The organism is Leifsonia sp. NPDC058230 (assembly GCF_042882245.1).
GTDB lineage: Bacteria > Actinomycetota > Actinomycetes > Actinomycetales > Microbacteriaceae > Leifsonia.
Genome location: NZ_JBHVWM010000004.1, coordinates 325,458 through 340,775, shown reverse-complemented (window position 1 = coordinate 340,775; position 15,318 = coordinate 325,458). Strand labels below are relative to the sequence as shown.

The window sequence follows — 15,318 nt, the reverse complement described above, 5'->3', positions numbered from 1 at the left end:
CGCTGGCTCCTTCGGCTGTTCGTATGGGGATCGTGTCCAACTGACAACCCTAGACCGATCGGCATCGAGCGATGGGCGCGGGTTCTGCGTCGGACGTCTTCCCTAAACTGGGCGGTATGCGCATCCACATCGCCACCGATCACGCCGGCCTCGACTTCAGCAAGCACCTCCAGACGCATCTGACGGCCGCTGGACATGAGGTCGTCGATCACGGACCGCAGTCGTACGACCCGATCGACGACTACCCGGCGTTCTGCATCAACGCCGCCCATGCGGTCGTCACCGACCAGCAGGCGGGGGTGGATGCGCTGGGCATCGTGTTCGGCGGCTCCGGAAACGGCGAGGCGATCGCCGCGAACAAGGTGACCGGAGCGCGGGCCGCACTGGTCTGGAACGAGAGCACAGCCAAGCTCGCCCGCGAGCACAACAACGCCAACGTGATCTCGATCGGCGCGCGTCAGCACACCGTCGAAGAAGCGACGAGCTTCATCGACACCTTCATCGCGGAGCCGTTCTCCGAAGAGGAGCGGCACGTGCGACGGATCGCCCAGCTCGCGGAGTACGAGGCCACCGGTGACATCGCGGGCAAGAACGTGGACCGCTGATGCCCGAGGGTCACTCCGTCCACCGCATCGCACGGCAGTTCGCTCAGAACTTCGTGGGGCACCGGATCGCGGTGTCCTCCCCGCAGGGTCGCTTCGCCGAGGGCGCGAGCCGCATCGACGGTCACGTGATGACCGACGCGAAGGCCGTCGGCAAGCAGATGTTCCTGGAGTTCGACAATGGTCTGTGGCTGCGCATCCACCTCGGCATCTACGGTGCGTGGGACTTCGCGGGCGACATCAGCGTCGACCCGACCATCGCATCCGCCAACGGCCGCATGGGTCAGACCAACCAACGCGGCACCGTGCTCGATTCGGCCGGTGAGAACTCGCTGCACAGCATCGGAGCACCTCGGCGCACGCGCCTGCGCATGTCGGAGTCGGAGAAGCTCGAACCGGAGATCACCGAATTCCCGCCCGAGCCGATCGGTCAAGTGCGCGTTCGTCTGCTGAGCGACACCGCGGTCGCCGACCTGCGCGGCCCCACCGCGTGCGAGGTGCTCGACCCCGCCGAGGTGGATGCGGTGATCGCCAAGCTCGGCCCCGACCCCCAGCTCGAGAACGACCAGGCCACCGAGGATCGCTTCGTCGAAACGGTTCGCAAGAAGCAGACACCGATCGGCCTGCTCCTGATGGACCAGTCGGTCGTCAGCGGCATCGGCAACGTCTACCGCGCCGAACTTCTCTTCCGGGCGCGGCTCAACCCGCACACCCCCGGCAGACAGGTGCCCGACGAGACGGCGCGTGCGTTGTGGCGCGACTGGGCGAAGCTCCTGAAGATCGGCGTCGAAACCGGCCAGATGCTCACGATGGACGACCTCGACGACGACGCCCTCCGCAAGGCCATGGCATCACGCGACGACCGACACTGGGTCTACAAACGCGAAGGCCTGCCCTGCCGGGTGTGCGGAACGAACATCGTGCTTGAGGAGATGGGCGGACGCAAGCTGTACTGGTGCCCGGTCGACCAAGCGTGAGGTGAGCGCTGACGTCAGGCGGATGTGCCAGTCTTGATGGATGCGGCAGAATCCGAGCTTCACCCTGGCCGACCACGGCGAGATCAAGCGGCTCATCCGAGACAACCCGTGGGCGACCCTCGTCAGCAACACCGCCGAGGGGCTCGTCGCCTCGCACTATCCGGTGCTCGTCGACGAGACCAGGGAAGAACTGGCGATCGTCACCCACGTCGGGCGCCCGGATGAGCAACTGCACGAGCTCGGCGAGCACGAGCTGCTGGTGATCATCCAGGGTCCGCACGGCTACATCTCACCCGGCTGGTACGACGCGAAGCCGGCGGTGCCGACGTGGAACTTCGTGGTCGCCCACCTCAGCGGCGTTCCCGAGATCCTGAGCGACCAAGAGAACTTCGAGATTCTCGGCCGGCTCGTCGACCACTTCGAGGACCCGATGCCGAACCCGCGGCGCATGGAGGGAACACCCGAGAATGCCGCTTACGCACAACGGATCTCATCCGGGACGGTCGGGCTGCGACTCACCCCCACGCGCATCGTGGCGAAGAGCAAGATGAGCCAGAACCGGCCCGACGAGACCGTCGACCGCATCGTCGCAGAACTCGAGGGGGACGGCCCGTACGCGAGCACGGCGCTCGCTGCAGAGATGCGGCGGGTGCACGACCGGATGCGCTCCGCCCGATGAGTCTGGTGCTGCGCGGTGGGCGTCTGCCCACCGCCGACGGCACGGCCGACATCCTGATCGACGGCGGATCGATCGTGCGGATCGCGCAAGCAGGAACGCTACGCGGCGACGAGGTCGTCTCGCTCGACGGACGCTGGGTCGTTCCTGGGCTCTGGGACCAGCACGTCCACTTCACTCAGTGGGCGCAGACGGCTCGCCGTCTCGACGTCTCCGGGGCCGTGTCCGCCGCCGAGGCCGCCGAGCTGGTGCGCCGGCGCACGGCTCGGGATGCGGGCGACGACCCGATCGTCGGGTTCGGATTCCACGACGCCCTGTGGCCCGACCTGCCCACCCGTGAGCTTCTCGACAGCGCCGCGGGAGACCGACCCGTCGTGCTGATCGCCGGCGACCTGCATTGCTGCTGGCTGAACACCGCCGCGGCCCGGATGTTCGCGCCCGAGTCGGCCGCCGACCCGTCAGCCGCCGTGCTGCGTGAAGACGAGAGTTTCGCGGTGACGAGCCGGCTGAGCGCCGCTGGGGACGAGACCCTCGACCGCTGGGCGAAGGATGCGGCGCATGCGGCCGCCGCCCGCGGCGTCGTCGGCATCGTCGATCTCGAATTCGCCTGGAACCTGGACGTCTGGACGCGACGGTTCGCCGGCGGCTTCGACTCGCTTCGCGTCGAGTTCGGCATCTACGGCGACCACCTGCAGCGCGCCATCGACCAGGGCCTGCGAACGGGGATGCGCATCGCCGGCACCGAGGAGCGGCTCACGGTCGGTCCGTTCAAAGTGATCACCGACGGCTCGCTCAACACGCGCACGGCCTATTGCTTCGACCCGTATCCCGACGGGGGTCACGGTGTGCAGAACCTCACGCCGGTCGAACTGGGGACGGCCATGGCTCTCGCCGCGAGCGCCGGAATCGAGCCGGCCATCCACGCGATCGGCGACCACGCGAACCGGATCGCCTTGGACGCCTTCGAGCGGGTCGGCTGCACCGGGCGTATCGAGCACGCCCAGCTGCTGACGAATGAGGACGTGCGGCGCTTCGCGGAGCTGGGCGTCGTCGCGAGTGTGCAGCCCGAGCACTCGATGGACGACCGCGATGTCGCCGATGTGCTCTGGGCCGGACGCACCGGCCGTGCATTCCCGCTCGCCGCCCTCCATCGCGCTGGTGTGCGCCTCGCCTTCGGCTCCGACGCCCCCGTCGCGCCGCTCGACCCGTGGATCGCGATGGCGGCCGCCGTCGCGCGCTCGCGTGGTGGCCGCGAGCCGTGGCATCCGGAACAGGCCGTCGCCCGGCGGGTCGCGCTCGCGTCCTCGGTGCGTTCCGACCTCGCGCCGGGTGAACCGGCCGACCTGGCCGTGCTCGACGAGGACCCATTCGGCTGCGGCCTGACCGAGCTGCGCGCGATGCCCGTCGCGGCGACTCTGCTGGCCGGAGCGTTCACGCACGACGCGCTTCGCTGAGCCCGGTGCGCATAGAGAAGGGCCACCCCGCGGGGTGGCCCTTCTCTATGCGGTTCTGCCGAGGTGGCTATTCGCTGATGTGCGCGAAGAGGAACCAGCGGTCCTTGTCGAGGCCGCGGGCGATCTCGATCGCGACGTCCTGGCTGGTCTGGTCGAGCTCGTCGAGCTCCTTGACCGCGGCGTTCACGCTGATGAGGGCGGCGTCGATCTGGCCGATGACCTCGGCGATCGTGTCGTTCGACTGACGGAAGCCGGCGGTCAGCTCCTTGGCGCTGGTCTTGGCGGCCACGGTGCCGAGACGGGCGTCGACCGGCAGGCCGAGGGCGACGATCCGCTCGGCGGCCGTGTCGGCCCAATCCTGCGCGTGGTCGACGATGGTGTCGAGCAGCTCGTGAACGCCGACGAAGTTGGCGCCGCGGACGTGCCAGTGGGCTTGCTTGCCGTTGACGACGAGCGCGGTCAGATCGATCACGACGGGGGTCAGGAACTGTGCGACTCCGGCAGCGACGTCCGGGTTGGAAACACTCTGGGATACGGTGATGTCCGTCATAGGGGGCGTCCTTTCGTTTGCCTGGCTCAACGCTACGCGGCTGGGAGAATTCCGCAACGAAGCTGAGCCTGTGCTAAGTAAGGCAGACCTGCGGGGGATATCCCCCCGTGGGGTTCGGTTGCCTCCCTGATACCCCCGCCGTGAACGCTTGGCGAGGCTGGATGCATGACTCGCGCACCCCGCTCATCCGCCCTCCGCAGGCCCCGCGCCACCCTCGTGGCCGCGGTCGCCGTCGGGGTGACCGCGACGGCAGTCGCTGCGAGCCTGGCAGGATGCGGTTCGGTGTTCGGCGGGGGAACGATCGACACGGTCGGCAAGGTCGCATTCGATCACTCCCTGCCCATCCCACCCCTCGCCGCGTCGACGATCGACCCCTCCGGTGAGAAGGTCTTCGCCCTCGACGCGCAAGCGGGCACGACGGAGTTCGTCGCGGGAACGCCGACGACGACCTGGGGTTTCGACGGTGCGTACCTCGGACCGACAATCGTCGCCGACCGTGGTGATCGCATCCGGATGCACGTGACCAACCACCTCGCCGAGGAGACCTCCGTGCATTGGCATGGGATGCATCTCCCGGCGAGGATGGACGGCGGCCCGCACCAGATGGTCTCGCCTGGTGAGGTCTGGGAGCCGCACTGGACAATCGACCAGCCCGCGGCGACGCTCTGGTACCACCCGCATCTGCACGGCCAGACCGAGAAGCAGGTGCAGCTGGGCATGGCCGGGATGGTCATTGTGAAGGATCCGCAGGAGGCGGCGCTCGCTCTTCCGCGCGAATACGGGGTCGACGACGTGCCCGTCATCGTGCAGGACAAGCGCTTCGACGCGGATGGCCAGTTCAGCGACAACGTCTCGGGATTCGTCGGCGCGATCGGCGACACGCTCCTCGTCAACGGGGCGATCGGGCCGTATCTCGACGTGACGACTGATGTGGTGCGGCTCCGGATGCTCAACGCATCCACCGCCCGCACCTACGATTTCGGCTTCAGCGACGAGCGTTCGTTCCAGATGATTGCGAGCGATGGTGGGCTGCTGAGCGCACCGGCCGCGCTGACGCACCTGCGGCTCTCGCCCGGTGAGCGCGCCGAAGTACTCGTGCGGATGGCGCCGGGGGAGTCCGTGACACTGCGCTCGACGCCGCCCCAGCTGGGCATCGACGGCGCGAACGCCGGGATGAACGCGGGCACCGACACGCTCGACGTTCTTCAGCTCCGTGCTGCGGCAGCGTTGCGGCCGTCCGGCGCGACGCCGCAGAGCTTGGTGCCCATCGAGCGCTGGGCGCCGTCGGACGCATCCGTTACGCGCAGGTTCGACCTGAGCGGCCACGACATCAACGACCGCCAGATGGAGATGGGGCGCGTCGACGAGACCGTCGAGGTCGGGACGCTGGAGCAGTGGGTCGTGACGAACACGATGAGCGCGCCGCACAGTTTCCACGTGCACGACGTGCAGTTCCAGATCGCGAGCATCGCAGGCGAGCCGCCGCCGCCAGAGCTCGCCGGCTGGAAGGACACGATCTACCTCCCGCCCGACACCGGGTTCCGTCTGCTGATGCGCTTCACCGACTACACCGACCGGAACGTTCCGTACATGTACCACTGCCACCTGCTCACCCACGAGGACGCGGGAATGATGGGCCAGTTCGTGGTCGTCGAGCCCGGCCAGCACGCCGGCACCATTCCCGAAGACAGCACCGCGGCCGGTTCCGGCAGCGGCCCCCGACAACAGGAGATGTCCCATGACCACTGATTCCTCTGCCACGCTTGACGGCGTGACCACCAGCCAGCAGTCCGTCGAGCAGCGCGAGAACCCCGGGCGCAGCTATGGGATGCTGTGGCGCGGCGTTCCCCGCGAGCTCGGTTTCCTGCTTCTCACCATGCCGATCGCGATCATCGGGTTCTCCGTCATTCACTCGCTGTTCTGGGCGGGTGTCGGGACGATCGTCATCTACGTCGGCCTTTTCGTCCTGATCGGCGCGTTCTACACCGCCCGCGGGTTCGGAACGCTCGAGCTGGTGCGCCTCCAGTGGGCGGGCCGTCCGCGGATCGCCCGGCCGCAGTGGGAGCCCGCCGACAAGCCGCGGAGCTTCTGGCGTTCGGCGTTCGGTCCGTTCGTCAACGGTCACTACTGGCTCTACCTGCTGCACACGATGATCGTCAACCCGATCGTCAGCATCTTCTCGTGGGTGGTCACCATCGTCTGGACCTCGATCGCCCTCGGCGGCCTCACGAGCTGGATCTGGTTCGGCTTCATCCCGCAGGGCAACCAGGACTTCTTCCTCTCGCGCACGATCGTCGACTGGATGTTCAGCACGCAGTCGACCTTCAACCCGCGCGCAGGCGACATCGTCCTGCAGCTGATCCTCGGCGTGGTCTTCGCCGCGACGCTCCCGTTCGTGACCCGCGGGCTGACCCTGATGCACAACGCGATCGCGGCCGGCGTGCTCGGCGCGTGGCGGTCGGAGGCGCTGCAGCGCGAGGTCGCCGACCTGTCCGCCTCACGTGGTGCGGCCGTCACCGCCGAGGATCAGGCGCTGCGCCGTCTGGAGCGCGATCTGCACGACGGGCCGCAGCAGCGGCTCATCCGGTTGCAGATGGACATCGCCACGGCCGAACGCAAGCTCGACAGCGATCCGGAGGGTGCTCGGGCGATCCTCGCGGAGGCCGGCGCCCAGGCTCGCGACACCCTGGAGGAGCTGCGAGCTCTGTCGCGCGGCTTCGCCCCGCCCATCCTGCAGGACCGCGGTCTCATCGTCGCGATCGAGTCGCTCGTCGCCCGCAGCCCCATCCCGATCCAGCTGGAGACGTCCATCGCGCCGGGAACGCGTTTTTCGCCCGAGCTCGAACGCAGCGCGTACTACGTCGCGGCCGAGCTGGCGACGAACCTCGCGCGGCACTCGGATGCGTCCGCCGCGCGGTTGTTCATCGACCTGCGAACCGACCCGGCCGGCGTGCTGTGGCTCGACGTGTGGTTGACCGACAACGGCAAGGGCGGCGCGACCCTGGTCGATGGTCACGGATTGCGCGGACTGGACGAGCGCGTGCACGGCTTGCGCGGCGAGCTCGTCGTGGACAGCCCAGCGGGTGGTCCGACCCGGATCGGAGCCCACATCCCCGTGCCGCCGCTGCAGTAGCGCGCGCCCTAGGCTGGAGGGGTGTCAGACCCCTCCAGCCTCCGCGTCGTCGTCGCCGACGACTCCGTCCTGCTGCGCGAGGGTCTCATCCGGCTCTTCGACGAGGCGGGGTTCGACACCGTCGGCGCATACGGCGACGCGGACAGTCTGCTCGCCGAGATCGACCAGGTACGGCCGAACGTGGCTGTGCTCGACGTCCGGATGCCGCCCACCTTTCGCGACGAAGGCGTGCGGGCCGCGATCACGCTGCGGCAGGAGCATCCGTCGGTCGCCGTGCTGCTCCTCAGCCAGTACGTCGAGGGGACGTACGCGCAGGAGCTGCTCTCGGCCGGCAACGGCTACACCGGCTACCTGCTGAAGGACCGCATCGCTTCCCTCGACGAGCTGAAGGATGCGATCACCCGTGTCGCCGACGGCGGCACCGTGCTCGACCCCCAGGTCGTTCGCGAGCTCCTCGTGCGCCGGACCGACCCGCTCGCGGCGCTCACCCCGCGCGAGACCGAGGTGATGCAGCTGATGGCGGAGGGCCGCACCAACGCGGGCATCGCCCAGAGGCTCGTGATCGGCGTGGGTGCGGTCGAGAAGAACGTCACGTCGATCTTCCAGAAGCTCGCGCTCGAGGACTCGGGATCCGATCACCGTCGCGTGCTCGCTGTTCTGGCCTACCTGCAACGCTGACCTGTTCTCCCGGCCGCACCCTTGCCGGTCGCCCGTGCCGAGGTCAGACTGAGGGCTATCGGTTCGGCTGACAGAAAGCAGGTGTGCAATGGCTGGTCTGGACGACATCACGAACAAGGCCAAAGAGTTCCTCGACAGCGACACGGTCAAGGATGCACTCAAGAGCGAGCAGGCCGAGGATGTCAGAGACAAGCTCCTCGACGGCGTGGCCGACGCAGCCAACAAGGTGACCGGCGGCAAGTTCGAGGAGCAGATCGACGGCGCCCGAGATTCCGCAGACAAGGCGGTCGGCTCCGACTGACCAGGGCCGCCTCCACCGCTCACACGAATGGCCGGACCCCCTTGGGGCCCGGCCGTTCTGCATGACGCGCGGCTGGAGCAGTGGCTATTTGTGAGGAATATTCGAAATTCAGTAGCGAAGTTGCCGGTGGGGCGTCTAACATCTGCACATCCATACTCTGTGACGCGTTTTCAGTTCATCCCGTCTTTTCGTGTACCGGTCTCAGCCATTCGACAGTCGCTGCTGTTTGAAGGGAGCCCGCGTGCGGCGTGTCCTTGCAGCATTCCTCTCGCTCGCGCTTTCCCTGGGCGCGGTGCTCTTCCTTGCCGTTCCGGCGTCGGCGATGGAGTCGCAGGACGACCACGACGGCTCGGGCTCCCAGACCTGGACACGCGAACCAGCACCGGCTTCGACTCCTGAAGCCGTGGATGCTGCGCCTGCGCCCACGCCTGCGCGTGATCCCACGCCGACTCCCGACCCGGCTCCGCCACCAGAACCCGTACCCGCCCAGGCCGTAGCGAGCACGACTCGGACGCCCGAGCCCACTTCGACTCATGCGCCCGTCGTGACTCCGACCCCTGCGACGGGACCACGCCACAACGAAGACCACGACCAGATCCCCGCGATCAGCTACCGCTTCTCACCCGGGGCGGTCTCGACCTACGGCACGCTCCAGCAGGGTGCCGTCGGAATCGAGTTGCGTGCGGTGAGCGGTCACCATCCCGTGTCCGGCAGCCCGTGCGTCTGGAACCGGGCGAGGCCGGTCTGCGCCTTCGGCCCCCTGGCACCCGGAATCTGGGAGCTCACGCCGCTCCATCTGCAGCGCGGGTTCCACGAGAACTCCGCAATCGGGAAGGCCGCCTACTTCGTCGTCCCGGCGACCCCGACGATCACGGCCGCCGCCAACGACGACCGGACGGTGACCGTCGCCGGCACCGGGGTCGCCGGTGATCGCGTGATCGTGAAGGGCGCGGATCATGAGCACGCGTGCTCCGCGAGGGTCGCCGCGGATGCCCGGTGGTCGTGCAAGAGCGAGGTTCTGAAGCCCGGGGAGTACTCCTTCGCAGCGACTCAGGTGGACGTCGTGTCCGGCACCACCGCGCGCGTCGACTGCGCGACCTACGTGTCCGGTGGAACATCCCCCCGGTCGCAGCCGGTACCGGTGACCGTCGCGCCGCCGGGCCCGATCACGATCGACCCGGACAGCTGGTCGTTCGGGATCCTCGGTGTCGACCTGAGCCGGCTGCACCCGGGTGATCGGTTCACGATCGGCGGCCAGGGCCTGCCCGCTGGCCTGTCGATCTCGATCGAACTGCATTCGGTGCCCGTTGTGCTCGGTGCCACCACCGTTGCGACGGATGGGTCGTTCACTCTGGATGCCGCGCTTCCGAGCGACACTGCGCCCGGCGCACACGACGTCATCGTGTCCGTCAGCGGAGCCGGCGTGGTTCCCGCCACGAAGAGCGTGCACGTGACGGTGCTCGGACCGGACGCCGGCCCGGTGCTGACGACGGATTCAACGGATGTGCCCGCGTCGTCGCCTCCAGCAGCGGGCATCCTGGTCGTGCCGCCGGTCGCTGCCGCGCTCGCCACGGTGCCGCACGCCGACATCCCGTCCGTCGCCGAGGACGCAACGGAGGCCGCCCCGGGCGACGGTGAGGAGTCGTCGGCAGCAGAGCCGGGGCACTCGCGTGCCGAGCACGATGCCGAAGGAGTCGCCCCCAATATCCTCACGAACGCGATCCACAGGATGCAGGATGTCCTCGCGCACCCGCAGAAGGTGTCGGCCGCGATCGCGATCGGTCTGGTGCTCATCATCTTCGCGATCCTCCCGGCGCACCTCCTGAACGCGACGCTGTCCGAGCAGTACGAGCGGTTCGCGCGGCGCCTGCCGAAGCCGAAGAAGCAGCCGCACTGGCTGGAGTCGCTGGCGGCCTGGCTCAACCGCGAACCGGTGGTCGGCGTCGTGGCGATCATCGTCACCACCGCGCTCCTGTTCGGCTTCGCCGATCCGTCGTTCGGTTTCACCCTCGCATCCCTGCGGCTGTTCCTCGCCTGTGCCATCGCCCTGTTCTTCGTCGGCTACGTCGCAAACGCCACTACGGTGGTCATCGCGCGCCGTCGGTGGGACATCGATGTGGCGATCTCCGTGCGGCCGCTCGGGCTCATCCTGACGGTGATCGGCGTCATCCTCTCGAGGTTTCTCCAGTTCTCGCCCGGGTTCCTGGTCGGCCTGATCCTCGGCCTCACGATCGCGAGCGGAAAGTCGGTGCAGGCGTCTGCGTGGAAGGTCGTGCTCACGCGCACGGCGATCCTGCTGACCATGGGCATCGGGGCGTGGGGTGTTTTCAGCACGCTGCCGGCGGAGCATGCGACCGAGGAATCGTTCGGGTCGGCGCTTTTCGCCGAGACGCTCGTCGCGATCACGGCCGAGAGCCTGGTGGCGCTCGTGGTCGTGCTGCTGCCGTTCCGCTTCCTCGAGGGCGAGCGGATCTACCGGCGCTCGAAGCTTCTCTGGACCGGGGTGTACCTCGTCACGCTGACCGCGTTCCTGGTTGCCGTGGTCTCCTGGGACGGCAACTGGCGGGTGCTCGGCCCGGCGTTCTGGCTCTGGATCGCCGCATTCGTCGTCTTCGGCGCGCTCTGCCTGGGCGTCTACCTGTACTTCCGGTTCTGGGCGCCGCCGCTCTACGTCGACAGCGAACCCGACGACGAGCAGATCCCGATCAGCGACGACGCGTAGGGCCCTGTTCTGCAGCGTCCGCACTCGTGCGAAAAGTGCGGTTGCGAGTGCCGGAACCCGACTTTCGGCACGAGTGGATGCGCGAAGGAATGGGGGCCGAGACAGGCTACGACGTCGACCCCATGTCAGTGCAGTTGTCCGGCGACCTGCGCGGCACGTTCCAGAAGTCGCCAGCCCACCAGCAGAAGCTCTCTGACGCAGCCGTCGCTTCGACACGGGACACAGGCGGGGCGGAGCCATGACCAAGACCACCAAGGCCGTCCCGGTGTCGGCGCTCAAGCCGGGGCACGTCGTCATGGAGAGCGTCGACTTCCCGGCGATCGTGACGAGAGTGTCGCCCAGCGCTCGCTGACTCACCGTGTGGGCGCGCTACCCGTGGCAGGCATCGCACGAGAAGGAGTGGAGTCTCGGCACATTCCACCGCACAGACATCATCAACAAGGTTGTGGAGAGGGGCTACTGATGGCCGGCCAATTTCGGAGAAGTTCGCTGAGGTGGTCGCGGCCAGTCTGGAGGCGAGCCGTCCGCGACTGAAGCCGGGCACCTACGCGGGCTATGTGCATCTGTACGAGTCGCGCAACCTCCCGACCTTCGGGAAGCAGCGCATAGCAGCGGTGACCTCGCAGGACGTCGAGCTGTTGGTTGGGAAGCTCGTCGCCGCCGGACGCGCCTCGAGCACGATCCACAACCACTACGTGGCGCTGAACAAGGTCTTCCGCTACGCCATGCGGCACCGGCTCATCACGCACAACCCATGCGAGGCGGTCGAGTTACCAAAGCCGGGTAGCCGGGAGGACTTCGCGGCGGTGTTCCTGACGCTGCCGCAAGTCGAAAGCATCGCGGCCGAGTTGGACTTGTGGTACCCATACGGACTGCTGGTGCGCTTTGCTGCCTATACAGGACTCCGTTCTGGAGAGCTTGCGGGACTCCGGGTCAAAGACATGGACCTCGCAGGAAACCGCGTTTTCGTGCGCCAGACCATTCGACGGATCAATGGAAAGTGGACTGTCGGAACGCCCAAGTCGAAGAACAGCACCCGCGAAGTGCCATTCGCGCGGCGGTCGCCGGTCGTCGACCTCCGCGAGTACCTGTTGACTCACCCGAATAGTGGAGACCCCGACGCCCTGTTGTGGCCGGCACGGTCGAACGGCTCGCGCCGACTGGACTACACGCGACCTATCGACTGCGGGGGAGTGCGGAGCTACTATCTCGTGCCTGCCGCCGCGCGCCTCGGCATCGCCGCGCACATGCGCTTCCATGACTTGCGCCACACGTACGCCTCACTGATGCTCGCCGCGCGGTTCGAGCCATTCGAGGTAGCTCGCTACCTCGGGCACTCGGGGCTCGTGCTTCTGGCCCGCACGTACGGGCACATGTACGCGACGGAGCCGAACGCCGTGGCTGACAAGTTCGAGAGCTACGCACAGGCCCAATGACTGGCGAGGTCGGGCACTTCTATTTCTTATTAGGACCATCACTGGACATTTAACATCTTAATCCGCTACTCTGGACATTAATCAAACCGACAAAGAGTTAGGGGCTTGAAATGGAAGTTACTGGATATGACTCGGACGAGCGCTTCTACGCCACCAGGTACCGGCAGGGGCAGCGGACCGTCTTCTCGCTCGACCTCTCGCTAACCCAGATCGCGTCACTCATCCCTCCGCCCACTGCGGGTCGGGCGGCCGAGGGTAACCGCATGGTCAAGGAGGCTCACGCACGCGCCTTCGGTGACTACGTCCGGATCAAGGAAGACTGGGTTGCACCCGCTCTCGTTCTTCGAGCGCCGGATATCTTCCAGTTCGAAGTCAAAGAGACGATCGGGGGCACAGAGTTCGGTGTTCTGGCGTTCCCGAAGCTTGCAGCTACCGACCTGCGGATTCTTGATGGGCAGCACCGCATTCTCGGCATTCATATGGCTATCCAGGGCATCGCTGATGACCTGGAGAAGGCCCGGTCACAGGTAGCAGCGGCCAAGCGTCACGAAGACAACCCCGCAGTCGCCGCGCAGTTGCAGCTACGCGTGGACGAGCTTACGGCGCAGCGCGAGCGGTTCTCGAAGGAGCGCACCTCTCTTCAGATCTTCGTTGAGGATGACCAGCAGGCCTATCGGCAGATGTTCTTTGACATCGCCGACAACGCGCTCGGAATTACCTCATCGGTACGTGCGCGATTCGACAGCCGAAAGGTGGTTAACCGCAGCCTCGAAGAGGTCATGAAGCATGCGCTTCTGAAGGGACGAGTGGATCCCGAGCAGGATCGAATCGGACGGAACAACCCGAACCTGCTGGGCGCGAAGCAGGTCGCGGAGATCGTCCGCACGCTCGTGGTTGGGATTGACGGTCGCATTGGCCGTCGTCTGGAAGACGAGCTGAGCGAGGATGCGCTCGTTCAAAAGACCAACGACTTCCTCGATGTGTTGCTGGAAGCCTTCCCGGCTCTGGCAAGCGTCGCGGACGGCGATCTGAGCCCCGAGGATCTCCGACGCACAAGCCTGCTGGGATCTACGGTCATGCTCCGGGGTCTGGCAGGCGTGTACGCAGAGCTATCCGACCGGCACGCTTTTGAGGATGAGGACATCGTGGACTACTTCTCGAAGCTTGCGCCGCACATGACTGGTCCAGTCACGGAAGAGAGTATTTGGGTCGCGCATATGGACGACGACGTGTTCGCCGTCGGCTCCTTCGCACCCCGCGCCCGCCGTCAAGACCTGAAGGAGCTCCGCGACACGCTGGTCAAGTGGGCCGAGCCAACCCCGACGTGGATCACCGCGCCCCCGACTGCTCTGCTTTAGTGATGATTCAAGTGACCTGCTTTCGACAGAATCGTCGCATCGAAGCAGATTGGGACCCCGCGCGGGGCTAAACGAGGCTGTTTTCCACTCCCGTCGGCACCGAATGGAATCGGGAATCGGCTGCTTCAAGCGGAATGGAAGAGTGCCACGTGCGACAACCCTGTAAAACAGGGGCGGAGAGATGGTCAGCGACACGCTTGCTAATTGCTTCCTCCTGTCCAATGTCGACAGTGGGTGATACGCTGCCACCAGTACATCGAGAGATTGGAGCCACCATGGCAACCAGCACAGAAGAAGCCGACCCCAACGGTTCGAAACGCAAGGCTCGCCTGAGTCAGACCGACGTTCCTACATACTCGGTCACCGAGGCGTTGCGGGTACCCGCGGCGCTGAGGGACGAGTACGGCAAGCAGGCGACGCGTCCACTCATGGTTGCGGCGGCGTTGAACATGTCGCCGACTGGCAGCACGTTCCGCATGATCACCGGAGCGGCGGCTGCCTACGGCCTGACAGACGGCGCGGCGCAGGGCGAATCGATCGGGCTCACCCAGCTCGGTCGTCGTGCGGTGGCTCCGACGCAGGAAGGTGACGACACCTCGGCGTTGCGCGAGGCCGTGCTGGTTCCGCGCGTAGTGCGTCAGTTCCTCGAGAAGTACGACGGCAGCAAGGTGCCTTCTCGTGCTATCGCCCTGAACGTGCTCGAAGAGATGGATGTGCCCGGTGATGTCACCGGTCGCGCCCTGGACATGATCCTGGAGAACGCGCGTTTCGCCGGGTTCATCAAGGAGATCAACGGACAGGAGTACGTGAACCTCGATGGAACTCAGCCCATGGCCGTGGTCACATCAATCGCGGCGAAGGGTGAGCCCGAGGCCTTCGACGAGGAGGAGGATACGCCTCTCGCCGAGGTCCGCCTAGGAGGTCGCGCCCCCGCCGCGCCGACCTTGGTGAACGACATCTCCACCAACAAGCGGGTGTTCGTCAGCCACGGGAAGAACGCCGCGATTGTGGAGCAGATAAAGGAGCTGCTGACGTTCGGTGGATTCGAGCCGATCGTTTCGGTCGAGAAGGAGTCAGTCTCCAAGCCGGTGCCTGACAAGGTGATGGACGACATGCGGTCCTGCGGAGCCGGAATAGTGCACGTCGGGTCCGAGAGCCGTCTGATGGATCAGGACGGCAAGGAGGTCAGGGTGCTCAACGAGAACGTTCTGATCGAGATCGGCGGCGCGATGGCCCTCTACAAGCGCAACTTCATCCTGCTCGTGGAGAAGGGCGTCGCGCTGCCGTCCAACCTTCAGGGTCTGTACGAGGTGCGCTATGAGGGCGACAAGCTCGACTACGAGTCGACGATGAAGCTGCTCAAGGCGTTCAACGAGTTCAAGCTGGCGTCCGCCGAGGACTGACCAGCGCCGCTCGAGTGGTTCGGAAGGA

The 15,318-nt window shown here is 66.5% G+C and carries 13 protein-coding genes; 12 read left to right on the top strand and 1 reads right to left on the bottom strand.

Annotation, left to right across the window (positions count from 1 at the left end; translation table 11 throughout):
• Positions 1–116: 116 nt before the first annotated feature.
• From ACFVV0_RS14670 to ACFVV0_RS14655, 4 genes are read left to right on the top strand one after another with little or no spacing between them, the layout of a single operon-like run.
• Positions 117–605, top strand: coding sequence for a ribose-5-phosphate isomerase (locus tag ACFVV0_RS14670; protein WP_387064458.1), 489 nt, complete (start codon positions 117–119; stop codon positions 603–605).
• Positions 605–1,579 carry an Fpg/Nei family DNA glycosylase gene (locus ACFVV0_RS14665; protein ID WP_387064455.1) on the top strand — a complete coding sequence of 325 codons (975 nt, stop codon included), beginning with the start codon at positions 605–607 and terminating at the stop codon, positions 1,577–1,579. The genes ACFVV0_RS14670 and ACFVV0_RS14665 overlap by 1 nt, the downstream gene beginning before the upstream one ends.
• 40 nt (positions 1,580–1,619) lie before the next feature.
• Positions 1,620–2,258 carry an FMN-binding negative transcriptional regulator gene (locus ACFVV0_RS14660; protein ID WP_387064452.1) on the top strand — a complete coding sequence of 213 codons (639 nt, stop codon included), beginning with the start codon at positions 1,620–1,622 and terminating at the stop codon, positions 2,256–2,258.
• Positions 2,255–3,709 (top strand): amidohydrolase, encoded by a 1,455-nt coding sequence (locus ACFVV0_RS14655; protein WP_387064449.1) that lies wholly within the window; start codon positions 2,255–2,257, stop codon positions 3,707–3,709. Before ACFVV0_RS14660 ends, ACFVV0_RS14655 begins: the two co-directional genes overlap by 4 nt.
• Positions 3,710–3,776: 67 nt before the next feature.
• Here ACFVV0_RS14655 and ACFVV0_RS14650 read toward each other — a convergent pair whose 3' ends face one another.
• A complete protein-coding gene (locus ACFVV0_RS14650; protein WP_387064446.1) occupies positions 3,777–4,259 on the bottom strand; it encodes a Dps family protein in 483 nt (160 codons plus the stop codon).
• 165 nt (positions 4,260–4,424) lie between these two features.
• On the opposite strand from ACFVV0_RS14650, the gene ACFVV0_RS14645 reads away from it, so the two are divergent.
• The 8 genes from ACFVV0_RS14645 (at position 4,425) to ACFVV0_RS14610 (ending at position 15,290) form a co-directional block, all read left to right on the top strand.
• On the top strand, positions 4,425–6,008 hold the full coding sequence (locus tag ACFVV0_RS14645) for a multicopper oxidase family protein (protein WP_387064443.1): 1,584 nt from the start codon (positions 4,425–4,427) through the stop codon (positions 6,006–6,008).
• Positions 5,998–7,392, top strand: a complete 1,395-nt coding sequence (locus ACFVV0_RS14640; protein WP_387064441.1) for a sensor histidine kinase — start codon at positions 5,998–6,000, stop codon at positions 7,390–7,392. The genes ACFVV0_RS14645 and ACFVV0_RS14640 overlap by 11 nt, the downstream gene beginning before the upstream one ends.
• A gap of 21 nt (positions 7,393–7,413) precedes the next feature.
• Complete coding sequence (locus tag ACFVV0_RS14635; protein ID WP_387064438.1) at positions 7,414–8,070, top strand: response regulator; 657 nt, start codon at positions 7,414–7,416, stop codon at positions 8,068–8,070.
• Positions 8,071–8,158: 88 nt separating this feature from the next.
• Positions 8,159–8,371 carry an Rv0909 family putative TA system antitoxin gene (locus ACFVV0_RS14630; RefSeq protein ID WP_387064435.1) on the top strand — a complete coding sequence of 71 codons (213 nt, stop codon included), beginning with the start codon at positions 8,159–8,161 and terminating at the stop codon, positions 8,369–8,371.
• 544 nt (positions 8,372–8,915) lie between these two features.
• Entirely contained in the window at positions 8,916–11,093 is a 2,178-nt protein-coding gene (locus tag ACFVV0_RS14625; RefSeq protein ID WP_387064432.1) for a hypothetical protein, read from the top strand.
• Between the two features lie 494 nt (positions 11,094–11,587).
• Entirely contained in the window at positions 11,588–12,529 is a 942-nt protein-coding gene (locus tag ACFVV0_RS14620; RefSeq protein WP_387064429.1) for a tyrosine-type recombinase/integrase, read from the top strand.
• 110 nt (positions 12,530–12,639) lie between these two features.
• Positions 12,640–13,887: a DNA sulfur modification protein DndB gene (locus tag ACFVV0_RS14615; protein WP_387064426.1), complete on the top strand. Its 1,248-nt coding sequence runs from the start codon at positions 12,640–12,642 to the stop codon at positions 13,885–13,887.
• 230 nt (positions 13,888–14,117) lie between these two features.
• Positions 14,118–15,290, top strand: a complete 1,173-nt coding sequence (locus tag ACFVV0_RS14610) for a TIR domain-containing protein (protein WP_387064423.1) — start codon at positions 14,118–14,120, stop codon at positions 15,288–15,290.
• The last annotated feature ends 28 nt before the right edge of the window (positions 15,291–15,318 follow it).